18 protein-coding genes are annotated in these 19,022 nt (G+C 44.8%); 7 read left to right on the top strand and 11 right to left on the bottom strand.

The window, feature by feature from the left end; genetic code table 11:
• Positions 1-12 precede the first annotated feature (12 nt).
• Together HRI96_RS01950 and HRI96_RS01955 are read left to right on the top strand one after the other, a co-directional pair.
• Positions 13-498: a Smr/MutS family protein gene (locus HRI96_RS01950; RefSeq protein ID WP_210117856.1), complete on the top strand. Its 486-nt coding sequence runs from the start codon at positions 13-15 to the stop codon at positions 496-498.
• Between the two features lie 51 nt (positions 499-549).
• A complete protein-coding gene (locus HRI96_RS01955; RefSeq protein ID WP_210117857.1) occupies positions 550-1,146 on the top strand; it encodes a J domain-containing protein in 597 nt (198 codons plus the stop codon).
• A 183-nt stretch (positions 1,147-1,329) separates the two neighbouring features.
• Here the strand turns inward: HRI96_RS01955 and infA are convergent, their stop codons facing one another.
• Positions 1,330-1,548, bottom strand: a complete 219-nt coding sequence (gene infA / locus HRI96_RS01960) for a translation initiation factor IF-1 (RefSeq protein WP_210117858.1) — start codon at positions 1,546-1,548, stop codon at positions 1,330-1,332.
• A 216-nt stretch (positions 1,549-1,764) separates the two neighbouring features.
• Here infA and HRI96_RS01965 point away from each other — a divergent pair, with 216 nt between their 5' ends.
• Positions 1,765-2,124, top strand: coding sequence for a TraR/DksA family transcriptional regulator (locus tag HRI96_RS01965; RefSeq protein WP_256729272.1), 360 nt, complete (start codon positions 1,765-1,767; stop codon positions 2,122-2,124).
• Position 2,125: 1 nt separating this feature from the next.
• On the opposite strand, the gene HRI96_RS01970 is transcribed toward HRI96_RS01965, so the two are convergent.
• From HRI96_RS01970 to HRI96_RS01980, 3 genes are all read right to left on the bottom strand, one after another.
• Positions 2,126-2,971: a histidinol-phosphatase gene (locus HRI96_RS01970; protein WP_256729273.1), complete on the bottom strand. Its 846-nt coding sequence runs from the start codon at positions 2,969-2,971 to the stop codon at positions 2,126-2,128.
• Positions 2,972-3,148: 177 nt separating this feature from the next.
• On the bottom strand, positions 3,149-4,774 hold the full coding sequence (locus tag HRI96_RS01975) for a response regulator (RefSeq protein ID WP_210117859.1): 1,626 nt from the start codon (positions 4,772-4,774) through the stop codon (positions 3,149-3,151).
• Positions 4,761-6,005 carry a response regulator gene (locus HRI96_RS01980; protein ID WP_210117860.1) on the bottom strand — a complete coding sequence of 415 codons (1,245 nt, stop codon included), beginning with the start codon at positions 6,003-6,005 and terminating at the stop codon, positions 4,761-4,763. Before HRI96_RS01980 ends, HRI96_RS01975 begins: the two co-directional genes overlap by 14 nt.
• 347 nt (positions 6,006-6,352) lie before the next feature.
• On the opposite strand from HRI96_RS01980, the gene HRI96_RS01985 reads away from it, so the two are divergent.
• The 3 genes from HRI96_RS01985 to HRI96_RS01995 all read left to right on the top strand — a co-directional run bounded on the left by HRI96_RS01985 (position 6,353) and on the right by HRI96_RS01995 (position 8,823).
• The gene (locus HRI96_RS01985; RefSeq protein ID WP_210117861.1) at positions 6,353-6,967 is read left to right on the top strand and encodes a DJ-1 family glyoxalase III; all 615 of its coding nucleotides are present in this window, start codon (positions 6,353-6,355) and stop codon (positions 6,965-6,967) included.
• A 120-nt stretch (positions 6,968-7,087) separates the two neighbouring features.
• On the top strand, positions 7,088-7,930 hold the full coding sequence (kduI, locus tag HRI96_RS01990; protein ID WP_210118595.1) for a 5-dehydro-4-deoxy-D-glucuronate isomerase: 843 nt from the start codon (positions 7,088-7,090) through the stop codon (positions 7,928-7,930).
• An 89-nt stretch (positions 7,931-8,019) separates the two neighbouring features.
• Entirely contained in the window at positions 8,020-8,823 is an 804-nt protein-coding gene (locus tag HRI96_RS01995) for a gluconate 5-dehydrogenase (RefSeq protein WP_275946056.1), read from the top strand.
• A gap of 47 nt (positions 8,824-8,870) precedes the next feature.
• Here the strand turns inward: HRI96_RS01995 and HRI96_RS02000 are convergent, their stop codons facing one another.
• From HRI96_RS02000 to HRI96_RS02020, 5 genes are all read right to left on the bottom strand, one after another.
• Positions 8,871-10,205 (bottom strand): acetate kinase, encoded by a 1,335-nt coding sequence (locus tag HRI96_RS02000; RefSeq protein WP_210117863.1) that lies wholly within the window; start codon positions 10,203-10,205, stop codon positions 8,871-8,873.
• Positions 10,206-10,322: 117 nt separating this feature from the next.
• Positions 10,323-11,918 (bottom strand): peptide ABC transporter substrate-binding protein, encoded by a 1,596-nt coding sequence (locus tag HRI96_RS02005; RefSeq protein ID WP_210117864.1) that lies wholly within the window; start codon positions 11,916-11,918, stop codon positions 10,323-10,325.
• On the bottom strand, positions 11,911-13,329 hold the full coding sequence (locus HRI96_RS02010; RefSeq protein WP_210117865.1) for a TP0584 family protein: 1,419 nt from the start codon (positions 13,327-13,329) through the stop codon (positions 11,911-11,913). Before HRI96_RS02010 ends, HRI96_RS02005 begins: the two co-directional genes overlap by 8 nt.
• A gap of 128 nt (positions 13,330-13,457) precedes the next feature.
• Entirely contained in the window at positions 13,458-14,243 is a 786-nt protein-coding gene (locus HRI96_RS02015) for a hypothetical protein (RefSeq protein WP_210117866.1), read from the bottom strand.
• Positions 14,244-14,401: 158 nt separating this feature from the next.
• On the bottom strand, positions 14,402-15,313 hold the full coding sequence (locus HRI96_RS02020; protein WP_210117867.1) for a DUF4349 domain-containing protein: 912 nt from the start codon (positions 15,311-15,313) through the stop codon (positions 14,402-14,404).
• A gap of 323 nt (positions 15,314-15,636) precedes the next feature.
• Between HRI96_RS02020 and ilvC the strand changes: the two genes are divergently transcribed.
• Positions 15,637-17,118 carry a ketol-acid reductoisomerase gene (gene ilvC / locus HRI96_RS02025; RefSeq protein ID WP_210117868.1) on the top strand — a complete coding sequence of 494 codons (1,482 nt, stop codon included), beginning with the start codon at positions 15,637-15,639 and terminating at the stop codon, positions 17,116-17,118.
• 190 nt (positions 17,119-17,308) lie between these two features.
• Here ilvC and HRI96_RS02030 read toward each other — a convergent pair whose 3' ends face one another.
• Both HRI96_RS02030 and HRI96_RS02035 read right to left on the bottom strand, forming a co-directional pair.
• A complete protein-coding gene (locus tag HRI96_RS02030; protein ID WP_210117869.1) occupies positions 17,309-17,749 on the bottom strand; it encodes a cytidine deaminase in 441 nt (146 codons plus the stop codon).
• A gap of 403 nt (positions 17,750-18,152) precedes the next feature.
• On the bottom strand, positions 18,153-18,905 hold the full coding sequence (locus HRI96_RS02035; RefSeq protein ID WP_210117870.1) for a phosphatase: 753 nt from the start codon (positions 18,903-18,905) through the stop codon (positions 18,153-18,155).
• Between the last annotated feature and the right edge of the window lie 117 nt (positions 18,906-19,022).

Raw genomic sequence — 19,022 nt, forward strand, 5'->3', positions numbered from 1 at the left:
GAGGCAAAACTTATGGATTTCGGTGATATTCTTAGTCAGTGGGAAACTCTTAAAAAAAAGGAACCTAAAGACATTCATAAATGTTCCGAAAATTCCCGCCCCAAGGCTCCTGAAAAAACCGTAAATCCTATGGAAATGTGGATGCGGCGTTACGGGGTTATTGACAAAGATGCCGCTGCGGACGAATATGATCAACGGCTCAAACTTGAAGACAGAGCATACCTTAAGGCTATGAGCCCTCAAAGCCGTCTGGATCTTCACGGTCTTACCCGCGAAGAAGCGTGGCAGCGGCTGGACGGCTTTATAAGCGAATGTAAGCTAAAAGGGCTTCGTAAGGTTTTGATTATCCACGGGAAGGGAAACCACTCGCACGGCAGCGATCCCGTTCTGGGAGCAACCGTTCGTTCTTTTATAGAAACGGATAAAAGGCTCGGCGCATCCGGGCATCCCAACAGGAATATGGGCGGGAGCGGAGCGACGTGGGTCGTTATAAGGTAAACGGCGCGGCAGCTTTTCGCCTTTGCGGTAAATTTTAAAGGAAGGTTTAATTTGAAGGATCTGTACACGGAACTCGGTGTTTCCAAGACGGCCTCGGCCGATGAAATAAAAAAGGCATACAGGGAACTCGCGTTTAAATATCATCCTGATAGAAATCCCGGCGACGCCGCGGCCGAAGAAAGATTTAAAAACATAAACGCCGCTTATTCCGTGCTGGGCGACGAAGCCAAACGCTCCCAATACGATATGTACGGTTCCGCCGAAACGTCTTCATATAGCGATCCGTTTGCAAATCAAAGATACGGCAATGCAAGCCGGTTTGATAGTGCGGATGCATTTTGGGAATGGTTTGCAAATGTACAGAACTCGTCCGAACAAAATTCCGAAGGGAATACGTACTGGCATTCTTTTTCATGGGGCAGGCAGGAACCTCCGCAAAATCTTTCAAAAAGCGACGCGCTGGTAATGCTCATAAAACGGCTGCTTATGATTTCGCTCGGAATAATATTCCTTCCGTATTCGTTCGGTTTTTTGTGGATTATTCCTATAGGATTGTTTGTCCCCGTTTTATGCATTGCGGCAATTGTAAACGGAATAAAGGGCGCTCTTGCAGCGGTTAAATGTCTTTTTTCACAGAATAAAGAATAGGGCATTTTCAAAACAACCTCCAAAAACTGCGGCTTTTAGAGGCTCCCGATAGGCGGTTTAAAACAACAAAGGCTGCCCGCCGCCGAGCAACCTAAAACAAATTGACTTTCTTTTAAAATCACAGGAACCACGGATTTAACTTCGGCCGCCGAAACAAGGCCGATCTTTTATCTAACGTGCGTTTTAGCGCTGTCTGAATATTATCCTTCCGCGGTTTAAATCATACGGAGAAAGAGCGACTTTTACACTGTCGCCGGGAACAATTCTTATGTAATGCTTTCTCATCTTGCCGGACAGGTGAGCCATGATGATATGCCCGTTCTGCAATTCTACACGAAACATAGTATTGGGCAGCGCTTCTTTTACGACGCCCTCGACTTCAATCGCTTCCTCTTTTGCCACGATTCCTCCGCAATAAAAATCAAAATAACGGTAAAATTAAGTTGCCGTTTAGGATAAATACGTGTATATTATTACACGCCGGTTGGATCCTGAGATCCGGCTGCGTCTCCGTTCAAAACATTCGGAACGGAGATATCATGACCGATTGCCTGTGTAGATTGCAATCGGTATTCTTTCAGTATCTACAAAACCGGCAAGTATGTCAACATGGAGATAATGATGGACGAAAAGTTTGTTGCAGAGATGAAAAACGTATTGATAGCACAAAGAAATAAAATACTTGATGCCCTTGCTGAAAAAGACAATGATTTTGAAAAGCTTTTGACAACGGTTGAGTCGGGAGACGTCGTTGACATAGCTTCCGATGTCGTCGACAGAACTCTTTTGGATTCTTTAAGCGCGCAGGATGCGGAGCGTCTTCAGATGATAAATCAGTCGCTTGACCGCATTTCAAGGGGAACTTACGGGCACTGCCTTATGTGTCACAAAGAAATTCCCGAGAAGCGTTTACGGGCGCTGCCTTCCGCATGCTTTTGCATAGATTGCCAGACTAAATCCGAATTGCAAAACCGTTGAGCTAAAAGGCCATGCTTTTTATATTTTTGTCCCTGTCTATGTATACGACTTCGGTATAGCCCGCTTTTTTTGCGGCCTTGGCTGCCCTGTCAAAGGCAAACGCTATTGTGCCTTTTTCATGTGAATCCGATGAAAATGTTACCGGTATTCCGTGATCGTGCAGAATTGAAAGAAATTGCGAGGAAGGGTATACGTCGTCCATAGCTCCCCTGGAAATAGCTCCCGTATTTATTTCCGCAACGACGCCCGCTTTTTTTGCTTCCTTTGCCGTTGCATACAATTCGTCTTTGTACCAAGATTCGTCTTCGCTGAAAAAATTTAAAACCGAATTGCGTTTTCGAACAAGATCGGGGTGCGCCCAGACAGTAAAATCGCCTTTGCAAAGCATTTCTCTTTGCAGAGAAAAATATTCGCAGACGGCGGCTTTTCCGTTTCCTTTAAAATGCTTTTCAATGCCGGCTTTTACGTTTTCCGCAGAACCGTCGACGGCGAAAATTCCTTCTTGGGTCTGTAAGAAGTGTACCGCTCCTATAAGGTAATCCGGCTTGAATAATTTGTAAGATTCCATCGAAGGCGTGCAGATGCCGCTTATGTAGTCCGCTTCGAACGATAAAAGGATATCCATCCTTCCTTCGTATTCCGCTTTCAGCCGCCTGATTTCATTGCAGTAAGCGGCGTAGTCTTTTGAGGGAATGTGCCATGGTGAAGAAAAGGGATACATTCCGTGACTTGAAAAACCGAATACGGAAACACCCTTTCTAAACGCCGATTCCGCCATGGAAGCGGGACTGTCTTTGCCGTCGCAAAAAGTGGAGTGTGTGTGATAGTCGGTTATCATATTCAACATAATTTTTCCTTGTAATAAAGTTGCCGCAGAATATGCCTGGCAAATACCGCCGCATCTTGCTGCGAACGCAAAGCGCGAAGTTTCTCGCGCAACGCCGATGTACCGGCGAGGGACAATCTTGCTGCGCTCTGCAAGGCGCTCCGAGAGCATCGGCCGCGGCCGCCAAAACGCGGCCGTTTACGCTTGTTCAGGCCACGCGTCTTCCGGGATGGGTTCCGCCGGTAAAATACGTAAATCCTGCCATTTAAGAAGCATTTTTTTTATGTCGGAACTTTTAAACGGCTTTATAAGCGTGTCGTTTATTCCGTGTTTTTCATATTCGTCAACCGAAGCAAAATCATTGTTTGCCGTGCAGGCGATAACTATTCCCCTGTAGTCCATGGCGCGAATTTCATCGGTAGCTTCGATGCCGTTTTTGTTTGCCATAAGAATATCCATAAAAACCATGTCGGTTTCAGGATTTTGTTTTATCATTTCGACGGCTTCGCTTCCGTCGGATGCTTCCAGCACTTCTACGCCGAGTTTTTGCAAAAAGGTTGAAATGAGTTTTCTGTTTACAGGATGATCTTCTACTACAAGAACCGAAAGGCCGTGAGCTACCTGCTCCTGGGCTTCCTGCTTCTCTACGGGATTTACGCCCGATTCTTTTTGCGCTTCCGCACTGCGGTGAAAACCCGCCGCGTCCTGTAAGATTTGATATAATTTGGCTTGCTTAACTGGTTTGTACAGATATCCGTTAAACCAGTTAAGCAGCTTCATCTTAGCTTCGCCGCCCATTTGCCCCTCGGGAGAGAGCATATATAACTTTGTGTTCAGGCACAGGTTCCTCGTGCGGATTTCGGAAGCAAGATACCATCCGTCCATTTTAGGCATGATCATATCTATAAGGGCGATGGAAAACGGCTTTTTTTCTTTAACCGCTTTTTTCAGCGTAGACAGAGCGCTTTTGCCCGAATTTACCGTAAAGATATTTTCCGCGCTGAATCCGCATTGCACTATTTTGTTTAAAATACTCTTGCAGGCCGTTTTATTGTTGTCTACGATGAGGATTTTTGTACGGCTGTCTTTAATGGCCGGGCCGTATTTAACCTTTCGGCCGTGCGGCAGTTTAAGCGGAATTGAAAACCAAAACCTTGAACCTTTAGGTTTGTTTTTTGAAACCCCTATTGCGCCGTTCATGGCGGCGACAAGAGTTTTGCATATGCTAAGCCCCAGCCCCGTTCCTCCGTATTTACGCGCTATGGAAGCGTCCGCTTGAAAAAACGATGTAAAAAGTTTTTTCCTTGCTTCCTTCGTTATGCCCATCCCCGTATCGAACACTTCAAACATGAGGTTTTGTTTTAAGACCGAAAGCCGGCAGAGAACATGGCCTTCCCCTGTAAATTTCACAGCGTTTTTCAAAAGGTTTAGCAAAATTTGCTGAACGCGGGTAGGGTCGCCTATTACCGTGACAGGAACGTCTTCGGCTATATCCGTTACGACTTCGAGCCCTTTATTAAAGGCTTCAATGCATACAAGATCCATAACGTGCTCTACAAGAGAGCGAATGTTATAACTTATGTTTTCAAGCTTGAACGTTCCCGAACGTATTTTTGAAAGATCCAGTACGTCGTCCGCCATTGAAAGAAGAATGTCCGCTCCGAACTGTATTTGATGTATGTATTCGGTCTGTTCTTCGTTTAAAGAAGTTTCGGATAAAAGTTCCAATGTTCCGATGATGGTTTGGATCGGAGTCCTTATTTCATGCAGCGTATTTGCAAGAATGCCGCCGCCGAATTCTTGTTTCGGATCAAGATTTTCCATTTAGAACGTCCACAGCCTTTTTTGCTATAACTTCGGGTTTTTGAGGTTTGGCCATAAATGTTTTCGCTCCCAGCGAGAGAACTTGGATTATGGTGGAAGGTTGAGCTACCTGAGAGTATATGATGACGGGAGGGGATTTCGGGTTTTTTTTAAGTTCACGAAGGATTTCAAAACCGAGGCCGCCGTTTATGAAAACGTCAAGGATTATAAGATTATACTTTGTATTCGGCAGGGTCTTAAGAAATTCTTCGCCCGTAGCGAACAAAGAGCAGTTTGCTCCTATGCCGAATAAAGCGTTCTTTAATATTTGACGCGTAACGGAACCGTTGTCGATTACGGCAATATTGATCATGTTACCTGTAAACTCGCCTTTTGCCGCCCCTCCTGAGTCCGATAAAAAACGCATTTCGACGGAACCGCTTGCGACGTTTCTGTCTGCAGACAGAATTTTATCGGTTATAAGTTCGGGCGTATTCGACAGCGTCGGAGACTCGACAAGAGAATTTAAAACGATCGATAAATTGTTTACGACTTCAATGCCGTTATATTCGGGATGACCGTTTATCAATTCTTTTATTATAGGATCCAGAGAAAGAATCTTTATGTTCTTCTTTTTGATCCTCTCGTCGCCGATAACGCTTGAAAACAAAAGCTCAAGATTGATAACGTCCACAAAGCTTAAAGTAAGGTTTGTAAGCATTACGACGATTTTAGGCGCATTAAGATTGTTTGCGTCGATCATTTCGGAAATTTTATATTTTAAAAGCGAAAGTTTTTCTCTGTTAAGGCCTTCGGAAATTTCCACAAAGATAATATTGTTGTTTAAATGCAGATCCAGTATGCACGGCGTCATGTCGATTGAAAAAGGTTCTTTTAGGACGCGGCCGATCGTTTCAAAAAAAATGTCGAATTTTATGGGTTTGGTAAAATATTTTATAACGCCGTACTGTATGAACTGGGCAAGTTTTTCGTGTTCTATGGTAGGGCCTGAAATTATTATGGGAATGGATTTTGCATTGGGATCGTTTTGCTTTTTATAAAGAAATTCCGCCAAGTGAGCTGAAGTAGTTTTGATATCGATAACTACAAGGTCGGGAAGAATTGAAATCATCTTGATAAAAGCGTCGCGTTCTCCCTGTGAAACTTCAACGGATATTTTTTCGGCCGATAATTTGTCGGTTAAAAATTCGCGGAACATAGGAGACGCGTCTATTATCAGAACCTGCTTCATAAAAATATTCTATACTTAAAGATATTAATTTTCAATCAGTCAGTGCTTGGCATGTGCGTAACATGTGCGCCTGCTTTTCAGCGCGAACACCGTTCGGCTTCGCCACGCGCCGGTTCCGCGCTGACTAAAGAGTTTGCGACGCAAACTCGCAGTCAAATACTGCGGCGAGGACGTCGTTCGCTCCGCTCACTAGTCAAATACTGCGACGCGCGGCAGGGCGCAAAGTGCGAAGTTCCCTGCGCATCGGCAGGACGCTGCCGGGAGTACAGCCTTTTTCACATAGCTTGGTAAAATTTCAAGTTTTGAAAATATGGAAATTTTTTACGCAAACGGTATATAATAGTGCTATGAAAAAAGTGATTGTTTTTTTAGCTCCCGGATTTGAAGAAACGGAAGCAGTAACCCCTGTCGATTATTTACGCAGGGCGGGCGTCGAAGTTGTTACGGCCGCTCTTCCCGCGGCCGGTGAAAGCGCAGGTAAGAGAGTTTCCGGTTCGCACAAGGTTGAAATTTCTGCGGACGTTTTGTTTTCAGATTGGCTTGCTGAGAGCGGAGAAGCCTTGCCGGATGCGGTTTTTATTCCCGGCGGAATGCCGGGCGCCGCGAATGTAGGACTTGACGCGAGCGCTTGCGATTTTATACGCAGGATGTTTATGAAAGAAAAGCTTGTTGCGGCTATATGCGCGGCGCCCGTGGTTGTGTTGGCCAAGCTCGGCGTTCTTTCAGGCAAGCGTTTTACATGCTATCCCGGCATGGAAACTCAGCTTTCCGAATACTGCGGCAGCGCGTATCCCGAAATTACGGCAGGCAGCGTCCACGTAAAGGACGTTCCGTTTGTGCGCGACGGGAATGTTTTGACGGGACGAGGCCCCGGAACGGCCGGATATTTTGCCGTTGAAATGATAAGCGCTTTATGCGGATCTGACAAAGCTAAAGAGATTGAACGGGCCGTGCTCTTATAAAGATGAGTCCGTGCAACAAACGCCTGGTTTTTGCGATTTTATCGCAAAAGGCCGCCTTAAAACTAGAAAATCTCGAAGTTTATGCTATACTTAAAATCAATCCGGGAGGTTTTGTAAATGATCGACATACGTTATTCCACAGGAAAAGAGCCCTTTTCAAGGATGAACACGCGGGAAATCAGAAAAGAATTTCTTGTAACAAATATATTTAAAGCGGACGAAGTGAGCGTTGTATATAGCCATATCGACCGCATAGTTGTGATGGGCGCGATGCCCGTTAAAAAAACGGTCGACTTAAAAAGCGGTCTTGATCCCATGAAGGATTTCGGGGTGGACTTTTTTTTGCAGCGGCGTGAAATGGGAATAATCAACATAGGCGGAAGCGGAACGGTTAATGCCGACGGGAAATCGTACAAGATAAACAATTACGACGCCATGTACATAGGAGCGGGAATAAAAGACATTTCTTTTTCTTCCGACGACGCCAAATCTCCAGCTAAATTTTACATGACTTCTTCCCCGGCTCATACTTCATATCCTGTAAAAGTTATTCCTTTAAGCGAGGCAAAACACGTAAAAGCCGGCAGCGCCGACGACGCTAACGAGAGAACTATAAATCAGTACATTCATCCCGACGTTCTCGACACCTGCCAGCTTTCAATGGGGCTTACGCATCTTGAAAAAGGTTCGGTATGGAACACCATGCCGGCTCATACGCATGAGAGACGCATGGAAGTTTATTTTTATTTTGACGTTCCTGAAAATCAAACGGTGTTTCATTTTATGGGCGAACCGCAGGAAACAAGGCATATTACCGTTCACAATGACGAAGCGGTTATAAACCCGTCCTGGTCCATACACAGCGGATGCGGAACCACAAATTACACGTTTATTTGGGCTATGTGCGGAGAAAACAGGACGTATACGGATCAGGATTGGATAAAAACCGAAGATTTGCGGTAAAAGATCCGTTTAGCATATAATTTCAGGCATGAAGTATCCTGCCTTTGTTTAAATATTAAAAATCTGCAAAAGTTTTTATGGAGGGTTTTATGATTGATGTGAACAGTTTTCGTTTGGATGGAAAAATCGCGCTGGTTACCGGCGCTTCCTATGGGATAGGATTTTCAATAGCTTCGGCTTTCGCGAGATGCGGCGCCACGATCGTCTTTAACGATATAAAGCAGGATCTTGTGGATCAGGGGCTTGAGGCGTATAAAAAAGAAAACATAAAAGCACACGGATATGTATGTGACGTTACTGACGAGGATCAAGTTCTTGAACTTGTAAAGAAAATCGAAAAGGACGTAGGCGTTATAGACATCCTTGTAAACAACGCGGGAATTATAAAGCGCATTCCGATGATCGAAATGTCCGCCGCCGATTTCCGTAAGGTAATTGACGTAGATTTGAACGCGCCTTTTATAGTTTCTAAGGCCGTACTTCCTTCCATGATCAAAAAAGGCCACGGAAAGATCATAAATATCTGTTCAATGATGTCCGAACTCGGCCGTGAAACGGTCAGCGCCTATGCAGCCGCCAAGGGCGGTCTTAAAATGCTCACGCGCAACATCTGTTCCGAATACGGCGACAAAAACATTCAGTGCAACGGCATAGGCCCCGGTTACATTGCAACTCCGCAGACGGCGCCTCTTCGCGAAAAACAGCCCGACGGTTCAATGCACCCGTTCGATTCTTTCATACGCGCAAAAACTCCCGCCGGACGCTGGGGATCGCCCGAAGACTTACAGGGCCCTGCGATCTTCCTTGCTTCCGATGCGTCTAATTTTGTGAACGGGCAGATAGTTTACGTTGACGGCGGAATTTTAGCCTACATAGGAAAACAGCCGCAATAAGGAAGGTTTCCGCTCTGCCCTGTCTCAGGCGGAGCGGAAATTTAAATTTACGGGCGTATTATTATATTCTTTAGTTCAGGTTTCTTTTCAAGCTCGCTCAATAGAGCTTCTTCACGCGCCTTGTTTACATATTTAGGGTCCTGAAAGCTGTAAGTAAAATGCGTGTGAACGTCATAAGTTCCTTTCATCAGAGCGTATGCGTCTTCGGTTATCACAAGCTCTTCGTCCGTGGGAATTACGAGAATTTTTATTTTGGAATCGTCAGAACTTATGCAGGTTTCGGCGTTCCCCGTAGTTGCGGCTTTGTTTTTTTCAAGATCCATCTTTATGCCGAAGCTTTCAAGACCTTCAACGGAACGCCTTCTGATTGTTATGGAATTTTCTCCCACTCCTGCGGTAAATACGATCGCATCCACCTTGCCTTCCAGAGCCGCCGTATAAGCTCCTATGTATTTTTTTATGCGGTATACTTCCATACCCATGCCGAGTTTGGCCCTTTCGTCTCCGGCGTTTGCCGCCTTTTCAACGTCTCTTCGGTCGGTATATTTTCCCGTTATCCCTAAAAGTCCGCATTTTTTGTTAAGCGCAAGGTTCATTTCCTCAGGGCTCATGCCGGTTTTGCTCATAATGTAGAACGGAAGCGCCGCGTCGACGTCTCCAGTCCGCGTACCCATCACAAGGCCTTCAAGCGGTGTGATGCCCATGGAAGTGTCAAAGCACTTGCCGTTTTTAACCGCGCACATGGAAGCGCCGTTCCCGATATGGCATATGATAACGTTAGTATCTTCCGGTTTTTTGTGCAAAAGGACTGAAGCTCTCTTTGCCGTATACAAAAACGAAGTGCCGTGAAAGCCGTAGCGGCGCGCGTGGTATTTTTCGTACCATTCATAGGGAATCGCATACATAAATGAGGTTTCGGGCATTGTCTGATGCCATGCGGTGTCCATGATCGCGCAGTGCGGAACATTCGGAAGAACCTTTTGAGCGGCTTCAATACCCATAATATTTGCGGGATTATGGAGGGGACCCAAGTCCTGCACTTCACGGAATATCTTCAACACTTCAGGCGTTATTATTACCGATTTTGTAAATTTATCTCCGCCGTGAAGTACGCGGTGCCCTACGGCCCCTATTACGCTCATATCGTTGATAACGCCGACTTTAGGATCGGTTATTTCTTTTATGATAAGTTCTATCGCCTCTTTGTGCGTAGGACACGGACTTTCGACGACGTATGCGTTTTTTCCTACTTTGTGCGTGATCACCGAGCCTTTCTGTGTAACGCGCTCCACAATGCCGTTTGCTAAAACTTTTTTACCGTCCCAGTCGTAAAGCTGGTACTTTGCGGACGAACTTCCGCAGTTCAATGTCAAAATAACCATAAAATTCCTCGTATTAAAAATAAAAAGTGATGAATCGGGATAAATTATTATATTGCACTTATTTATTTTATGGAAGCTTTTTTTTCGAAGTTTGCCGCCGCCCCGTGCAGTCTTTTTTTACGGCATTTTTTTTACGATATTTTGAACCTTTGAATTTTTTTGTTTGAAATATATGTACTTAAACGGATGAATGTCGAGGCTGTTGGAAGTCCATCCGCCTATGGAATCCAGATCTATGGCGTTAAAACTTACCGGATGCGATATGGGCAGAACAACCCCTTCGTCGAGAAGGAGCTGTTCCGCCTGTGCGAGCAGTTTTAATCGCGCGGAACCTTCGTCTGAAGACGCTTGGTCGAGCAGTTCGTTGAATTTTTCGTTATTGTAACCGGATACATTTAAAGTCGAATTTCCACGGAAAAGTTCCAAAAATGCCAAAGGATCGGAAAAATCTCCTATCCACGTATATGAAAACAAATCCGCATCCCAGTCTGCGATTGAAGCAAGATATTCTGCGGACGGTTTTGTTTGGATTATCAATTCCACGCCGAGCGCTTCCCACGCGGATTTGAGCAGTTCCGCGCTTTTTTTCATGTAGGCGTTGTCCATAATCGCAAAAACAAGGCTTAGTTTTTTATCTTCCTGTATTCCGGCCTTTGCGCGCGCTTCTTTCATAAGAGCTAAAGCTTCGTCTTCGTCCGTTTCGGAAAATCCGTTTACGACAGGATAACCTGCAAGCGGATAAATGAAAGTTTGCGCTTTTACGGGAAAATCTTTTCGCATCTCTTGCCACGGGGCCGCCGTGAGCAGCGCAAGCCTAAAAGCGGCGTCCGACCACGGAGATCTTGCTGTTTTGAAAAAAAAGTACTGGGTTCCGAACTGGGCGCCGATGTGTACCGAGCTTTTTAAAAGCAATTTGTCAGTCGACACGGCGTTATCCACCCAATCGGCGCTTCCGGTATTTAGCGCGTACGCGTTTTCCGTTTCGTCATCCGAGAGTTCTATGGTTACTTGGGGGAGCCGTACGGTTTCTTTGTCCCAATAATATTCGTTTTTCTTAAGTACTATGCGCTTTTTTTCCCGTTTTTCAAGAACGAAGGCTCCGCTTGCAAGCGAAAGGTCTTCGTCGACTACCGAAAACGCATGATGGCACAAGATTCTGCTTAAATGCGCGCACGGAGCTTCGAGTCTGACGACTAGGGTATTGTCCTTTACCGTTATCCCCACGTCTTCCCTTTTCCCTGCACCCAGTCTGAATTCCCTTGCTCCTATTATGACGTCCAAAAGAGAAGCGTATAGGGCGTCGGGATTTGAAAGCAGCCTGAGCCAAGAATTTCGTACGTCTTCCGCCGTAATCTGTCGCCCGTCGCTGAATTTGGCGCTTTCACGTATGGTAAACGTCCATCTGCGCTTGTTGCGTGAGATTTTGTAAGATTCCGCAACGGCGTTTAGCGGAGAAAGGGTTACAGGGTCGTATGAAAAAAGTCCTTCGTAAATGTTGCCTAAAATCTGCGCTTCGGAACTGTAAGATGCTGTGTGGGGATTTAAATCGTGTCTGTGTTCGTTTTGAATGATTGTAAAATTGCGTTGCAGTTTGGGATCTATTTGGGAAGAATCTTCTTCAAATATGAAATTCTGAGCAGTTAAAAAAAAGTTGGCGATAAAAAACAATACGCAAAAAAGCGAAGACCTGAAAAAAAAATATCTTTTATTCATCGTTTAATATTCCCAGTTTTCTAAATTGCTGATCTTCTTCCACGGACGACAGATATTCGACGCGGCGCTGATTTGCCTTTACAAGAATATTTTTAAACGTCGTAAGCTCCATCCTCATTCCTTTTATTTTAGGCAGAGAAGACTGGGACGCTGCAGATTTGAAAAAATCGTCCAAGGCGGTAAGTTCCAAAAGAAGCCTTTGGCACTGTGAAAAATTTTTGTTCAAAAAATCGACGATGACGGGAGATGCTTCGCTTTGGATTCTTTTGTAAATAGGGTTCGTTTTTGCGGAAAGCAGCATGTATTGCTGAGAAATCTGAGTGAGATTTTTCATAAAAACAGCGTATTTTATATACTCTTTGCGTTCCGTTTTTGTTACCGGATCCGTAATGTATACTTGGTACTCTACTTCCGGCTCGGAAATGTTAAACGCTTTTCTGAGAAGTCTTAAAAATTTTTGCCACCTGCTGTTGTTTTGGTCTACTAAAACATTGTGATTTTCTCTCAGCTTGTCCGCCATAAGGTTTATCTGCGGACCGACTGCAGCCAAGCCGTGAATGGCGTCTAAAAGGAGATGTCTGGGATCAACTTTTTCAGTATTTCTATTTACAGAATCCTGTTGAATCTGTAATTTTGCAAAAAGGAATTTTCTTCTTTCTTCTTTTCCCGGTCCTTGGTCTTCTTCGATTATCTCTTCGATAAGCGCAGTGTAAAACGGCGTTTTATCCATCGCCGAAGGAAAGATTTTTTTTATCTGCTGCATTTCGGCCTGAGGACTTGAAAACGCAGCCGAGCGGTCAAAGTCCTTATGGCCAATAACTTTTTTGCGCACGGAAACCTTGTATACTTCTTTTTGAAATTCCGAAAGTTCTTTTATGTCGGAATTTATGCTTACTATGAGCTTCGCATTTTTTGAAAGCTCGTTGTTTAAGGCGCTCGCCGTCATCGGGTCGGTTCCGACTCTCAGTTCCGCAATGAGTTTGGCAAGGCACCGCGTGTTTACATTTGAGGAATTTGTTGAAAGGCTGTCCCACAGGAATGAATTGTTCAGTGCGGCAAGATTTTTTATGCGCTCCAGCGTCATGTTCGAGATGGAAAAACTGAAATATATGGAAATAAAATCCAGCATGGATTCATAGTCTGAAAAACGCGTTCCCAAAACAACGCTTACTTCGTTTTCAGGGAACGGTGTGTTTTCAGGCGCTCTGACGTCCGAAATCTTTTTTTCAAGTTTATACGGATCCTTCGTAATTCTGGACTTTTTTACAAGTAAATCGTATAGATTTTTTACGCACGAATGCATTATCCGGTAGTTTTCAAGCAATTCCGGAAGTTTTACCGTGTTATACCATTGTGTTTTAGCTTCGACCGCCGCCATAAGCTGTGCCGAAAAATCCTGTGAGTCTGCCATATATCTATTATCGGTAGTTTAATTTAAAAATGTATATAAGCATTCAATAAAATGCGGCATTGCAGAAAATTTCAATTTTCGAAAATGCCGCATTCTTGCGCTTTTTGCGCGCAGTTGATAAGCGATGTTCAGTGAAACGGCGAATTTTTAAGCTGAGTGAAAACTCCCTTATCCGCTCCGAAAGGAACTATGGAAGGAATATCATAAAAAGGGCTTATGACGATCTTACAGTCCAGACAGTGCAGCACAAATTCATCGTAATCTTTTTCGGAGGCTTTGGGATAAAGATAAGGCCCTCTACGCGTCCAATAGTTTTTTATTAAGCTGTCATAAACGTACCAGTCTTTTTCAGAGCGCTCCTGCAGTGCAGAGATCATATTGTAGATCGAACGTATGACGGCGGCCGCAAGCGGAGACGGAAGCCTTTTACAGTCGGAAGTTTCGATCAGTTTTTCAGCCTCTTTTGAGGGCTTAAGGGCGACAATAAAAAGAGAAGGCGTCCACGGCAGGGGGGGCTCGATTATAACGGAATCCGCTAAAGCCCAATCGGTATTGTCTTGGCTCCATGGCCGCCAAAAAACCGTGTTTTTAGGATCGGCTTTTAACGCCGTTTTAAGAGCATCTTCTTTTTCAAAAAAAACGGCCGTGATGCGCTCCGACGCGAGAAGCTCTTCCACCGCCTTTTTCAGTCTGGGTGCAAAGATCGTGTCAAAACTTCCCGTTACGCCCCGGTTTAATACGTTTTTAAAAACCGTAAACGCGGAATTTCCGCCCCAGCCCAGCAAGGCTCTTCCGCCTTCCTGATACAAGTCGGTAAGCCTTACCCCTTTTTGCGTATATAAAAAACAGCCTCGCGCGCGCTTTACCGCTCCGTAGCGCTTTTCAAGCTCTTCAACGAACGTATCCAGTTTCATATTGGCAAAAGTATATCGAAAATCGCCTTTTTCGTATATGTAAATCGGCGTTCGCGGCATAATCCCGCCGAATCAGCACGGTTTTGCTACAGCGGCAGCGTTGACACGATACTGATGCCGCCGCTCTGCGGTTCGCCTTTTTTCTTTTAATGCAGCCCTCATTCCTTGCGCGCACGGTCACTGTGCGGTTGTCCTGCGCGTATCTTTGCAAACAGTTTCCGAAGCACTCCTATTTTGCCGAAGCAAATCCAATACAGCAAAAACGCGACAAAGAGAATCGGTATGCCGAAGATGATTATGTACAAAATTACGAACACAAAGCCCGTAAAAAATCCGACGACGGTTTCGCAGAATTCGATGAACTTTGATTTCAAATCGGGAAAGATAAATCCCCTGTCCTCCGCATGATTGTACGGCAGGTTCGCTTCAACATAGATTTCAGAATAATCAATCTGCTTGGACAGGCGGTTGAACTGTCCCTGCATCTGCTCCAATTCGGATGTAACGTCGTTTATCTTGGTTTCAATTTCGAGCATGTCTTTGACGTTTTTCGCTTCCTTAAGATAAGACTGCAGCCGTTCGAGCAAAACGCGGCGAGTTGCCAAGCGCGAATCCAAATCGTAAAAACGGTCGGTGACGTCGACGCTGTCCGCAGATTTTGAAACGATTTTGCCGATATCGCCGGACGACGACATCGCATCGTCAAAAGCGGAAGACGGGATGTGAACCGTCATGCCGAGCGAGCGGCTGTCTTCCGAAAAATCGGAAACGTAACCGCCGAAGCGCTTTGCCCACGCTTCCGCCGCAGCCTTCGTTTCGGCGAGGCTCGAAACTTCAAAGCGGATAGTCCCCGTGCGGATGAGCTTGCGGTTTTCAGGCAAAGTCGGAGCAGTATCGGCAATATCGCCGACGGATTTTCTTTCTGCCGCATAGACGCCGCCTGCTCGCATAGGCGCGCTGTCGGCTGCGAATTCCATCGCGGCGAAATTTCCTTTTTGCGCTCCGCAGCCGCTCAAAATGAGAGCCGCCGCAAAAGTCAACAATAAAGCTGTCGATCGTATCAGTTTCATCAGTGCCTCCGTTAAAAAACGACATGCAAGGAAATTTCAATTTCCAAGAATGCCGTTTTTGTGCGCTCATTGCGCACAGTTATAACCGGCGACGTTTCGGCTTTGTCCGAAACTCGCAATTAAATTGAAGGCCTGAAATAGCGCCGTTCAATTTAGCCGGTATATTTTATTAACAAATAAAGTATGGATGCGATACAGAAAGAGCGCGATATGCCTCTTTACCGAGCAATGATTTACATATATAATTTATTTACATTGAATAAATTGAAGTTATACTAAAGCTTCTTCAACAATAGTACAGGTTTTATATAGTGGAGATAGTGATGGGACAGAATTATTTTAACTCGATTTCGTGGCGGCAAGCCAGGCTGCAGCTCGGACATTGCCGTTCGATGGCGCGTGAAGAATTTTCAGACGGAGTAAAAGCTCTTAAAGGTAAAAAAATCGTTATCGTAGGCTGCGGAGCTCAGGGCTTAAATCAAGGAATGTGCTTGAGAGACAGCGGGCTTGACGTAAGTTATGCGCTCCGTGAAGACGCGATCAAAGAAAAACGCCAAAGCTGGAAAAACGCCGTTGAAAACGGTTTTAAAGTAGGCACTTACGATGAAATTATTCCCGCGGCGGATATCGTAGGAAATCTTACTCCCGACAAGCAGCACACAGCCGTAGTTACCGAAGTTATGAAGCGCATGAAAAAGGGCTCCGCTCTTTGGTACAGTCACGGGTTTAATATTGTCGAAGAAGGAATGCAGATTCGTCCGGATATTACGGTTGTAATGTGTGCTCCCAAGGGGCCCGGGACTGAAGTATGGCATGAATTCCAGAGAGGATTCGGAGTTCCCGATCTCATAGCCGTTCATCCTAAAAACGATCCTGAAGGAAAGGGCTGGGCTTATGCAAAGGCTTTAGCGGTAGGCATGGGAGGCAATAAGGCTGGCGTTCTTGAGTCCGACTTTGTTGCGGAAGTAAAGTCCGACCTTATGGGCGAACAGACCATCCTTTGCGGTATGCTTCAAGCGGGAACCATAGTGTGTTACAATAAAATGGTAAGCAAGGGAATTAAACCCGCCTATGCCGTAAAATTCCTGCAGCACGGGTGGAACGTCGTTTCCGAAGCTCTTAAATGGGGCGGAATCACAAACATGATGGACAGGCTTTCAAATCCTGCAAAGATAAAAGCGAACGAACTTTCAAAGGAGCTTAAAGCTTTGCTTACGCCGCTTTATCAAAAACACATGGACGATATTATCTCCGGCAAATTCAGTTCAACGATGATGAAGGATTGGGCGAACAAAGATCATGATCTTCTTGCGTGGCGCGAAGAAACGGGAAAGCTTCCGTTTGAAACAACCGCTGAAACCGACGAAGAAATTTCCGAACAGGAATACTTTGACAAGGGAATCCTTCTCGTAGCTATGGTAAAGGCCGGATGCGAGCTTGCCTTTGAAACCATGGTTGACGCGGGTATTAAACCTGAAAGCGCATACTATGAATCGCTGCACGAAGTTCCTCTTATTGCAAACCTTATAGACCGCAAAAAGCTCTATGAAATGAACCGCGTTATTTCGGATACGGCCGAGTACGGATGCGCATTGTTTTCGAATACCGCCGTGCCGTTTTTGGAAAAAGAGTTTATGAGCAAGATCGATATAGACGTTATAGGAAAAGGAATAGCTTTAAGGGACAACAGTGTAAACAATACGGAACTTGTGAACGTGAATTCTGAAATTCGAGAACATCCGATTGAAGTTGTAGGCCGCAAGCTCCGTAAGTATATGACGTCGATGAAGGCAATTCAGGTATGAGTTTAGAGCCTTAAAAGCTATAGACATTTTTTTGTACAGCCCCGCGCAAAGCGCGGGGCTGACTTATCACCGGATTGTCCGGCTATCGCGCGCTGTCGTGCGCGGGGTTATCGGATCGCTGACTTATCGCGCACACAGGATTGTCGTGCGACCGATTATCACACGATGAATTGTCTTGCGGCACAGATTTTTACATTTTCAGCGACACCGGGCCGAAGCCGTCGGGCAAGAGTTCTTTTAATGTGTTTATGCGGTATTCGTCCGTATTTTTTGCTACGATAACGATAAAATCTTCAGGATCGCAAAATTCCATCATAACTTGGCGGCAAACTCCGCACGGAAAGCAGAAGGAACTTACATTTCCTTCGCTGCCGCCGACAACCGCAATAGCCTTAAATTCTTTTTCACCGGCGCTTACAGCGTTAAAAAAGGCCGTGCGCTCCGCGCAGTTTGACGGCGTATAAGCGGCGTTTTCAATGTTGCAGCCGCCCCAGATTTTCCCGTCTGCACAGAGCAGCGCGGCGCCTACCTTCCAGTGCGAATACGGTGTGTAAGAGAATTGCAGCATTTCCAGCGCCTTTTTAATTAGCTTTTGCACCGGAATATCGCCGGATATGGAAACGTTTTTCATATAGACCTCCCGTAAAATGTGCCATCTCAGAAGGGTTTGAGCTTTCGAGGACGACTGAGTATCGCCGCGGACGGCGTCAAAATATGTAAAAGCGATGCTTTTGCTTTGCCGAAATTCGTCATAAACCGATGTGCATGGACATACGTCGGTTTATAACTGCGCGTAGATCGATCATATATCCGGCCTTTTATTATAACTCAAACGGCGCCATAATTGGAAACTATCGCATCGATCGGAAAAGAATTTCGTTTTCTGCATTTGCGGGATTTTGCTGTGCTATCTTAAAGAAAGATTGCCCGCGCAAAGCAGTCGCGAAGCGGAAAATTTAAGAGAGAATTCCTTGTGGCTAATAAGTAAGGGCTAAAAACATAAAAAGACGTTTTCCACATTTGCGGATATTGGATCATATTGGATGATTGCCCCAAACTGTAGCTTTTTCTTTTTTTCTTCTATCAATATAGTCTAAGATAGAGGAAAAAGAGGAGTTAAGTATTCTTTCTGCAGGGTATTCGAGCTCCTTGAGAAGTTCCAGAGATTCTTTTACATCACCGACTCGATACATGATGTGAGCATCTGATGTAGCAACTACGGGAACATCATATTTTTTGCAAAGTCTAATTATATCTGAACAATTTTCTTTGCTTCCTTTTCTTACGGTAAAGGAGTTGGAATTGATTTCGAGAATCTTACCTGAATCTTTGAGAGCTTTTATAACAACTTCGTGTTCAAAATCATATACGGGATTTCCTGCATGGCCAAGGCAATCAACATATGGGTTCTTTATTACATTCAGCCAGCCCTCCGTATTTTCTTCCTTTGTTCCAAATTCAATTGCCTCGATGTGGTAGGATGCTATGACCCAATCTAAAAAATGGAGTATCGAAGGATTGAGGTCTATTCGTCCTTGAAAGCTTTTTATGTTTACTTCCGCTCCCTTAAAAACCCTTATCTCGTCCAAGAACTCGGGAATAGAGTTAAGACAGAAAAAGTGATGAGAAATAGCGCCATCTTCCGTTTCAGGACCATGGTCTGTCCATCCTATGCATTGTAGCCCTAGTTTCTTTGAGTAGGCGATGTTTTCTCCTATGGTTGAGTAAGCGTGTTGGCTTACTAATGTATGTGTATGCATATCCCCAATGATTTTATATTCTCTCATATATATAGTATAAATTAATTTATCAACATATTGCAACATATTTTGTATTTATATGAAATATTATTTCATATAATATGCAATTTACTTGCATTATGACCAAAATCATCTATAATTAAG

It is taken from the genome of Treponema parvum (assembly GCF_017893945.1).
GTDB classification, from domain to species: Bacteria; Spirochaetota; Spirochaetia; order Treponematales; family Treponemataceae; genus Treponema_D; species Treponema_D parvum_A.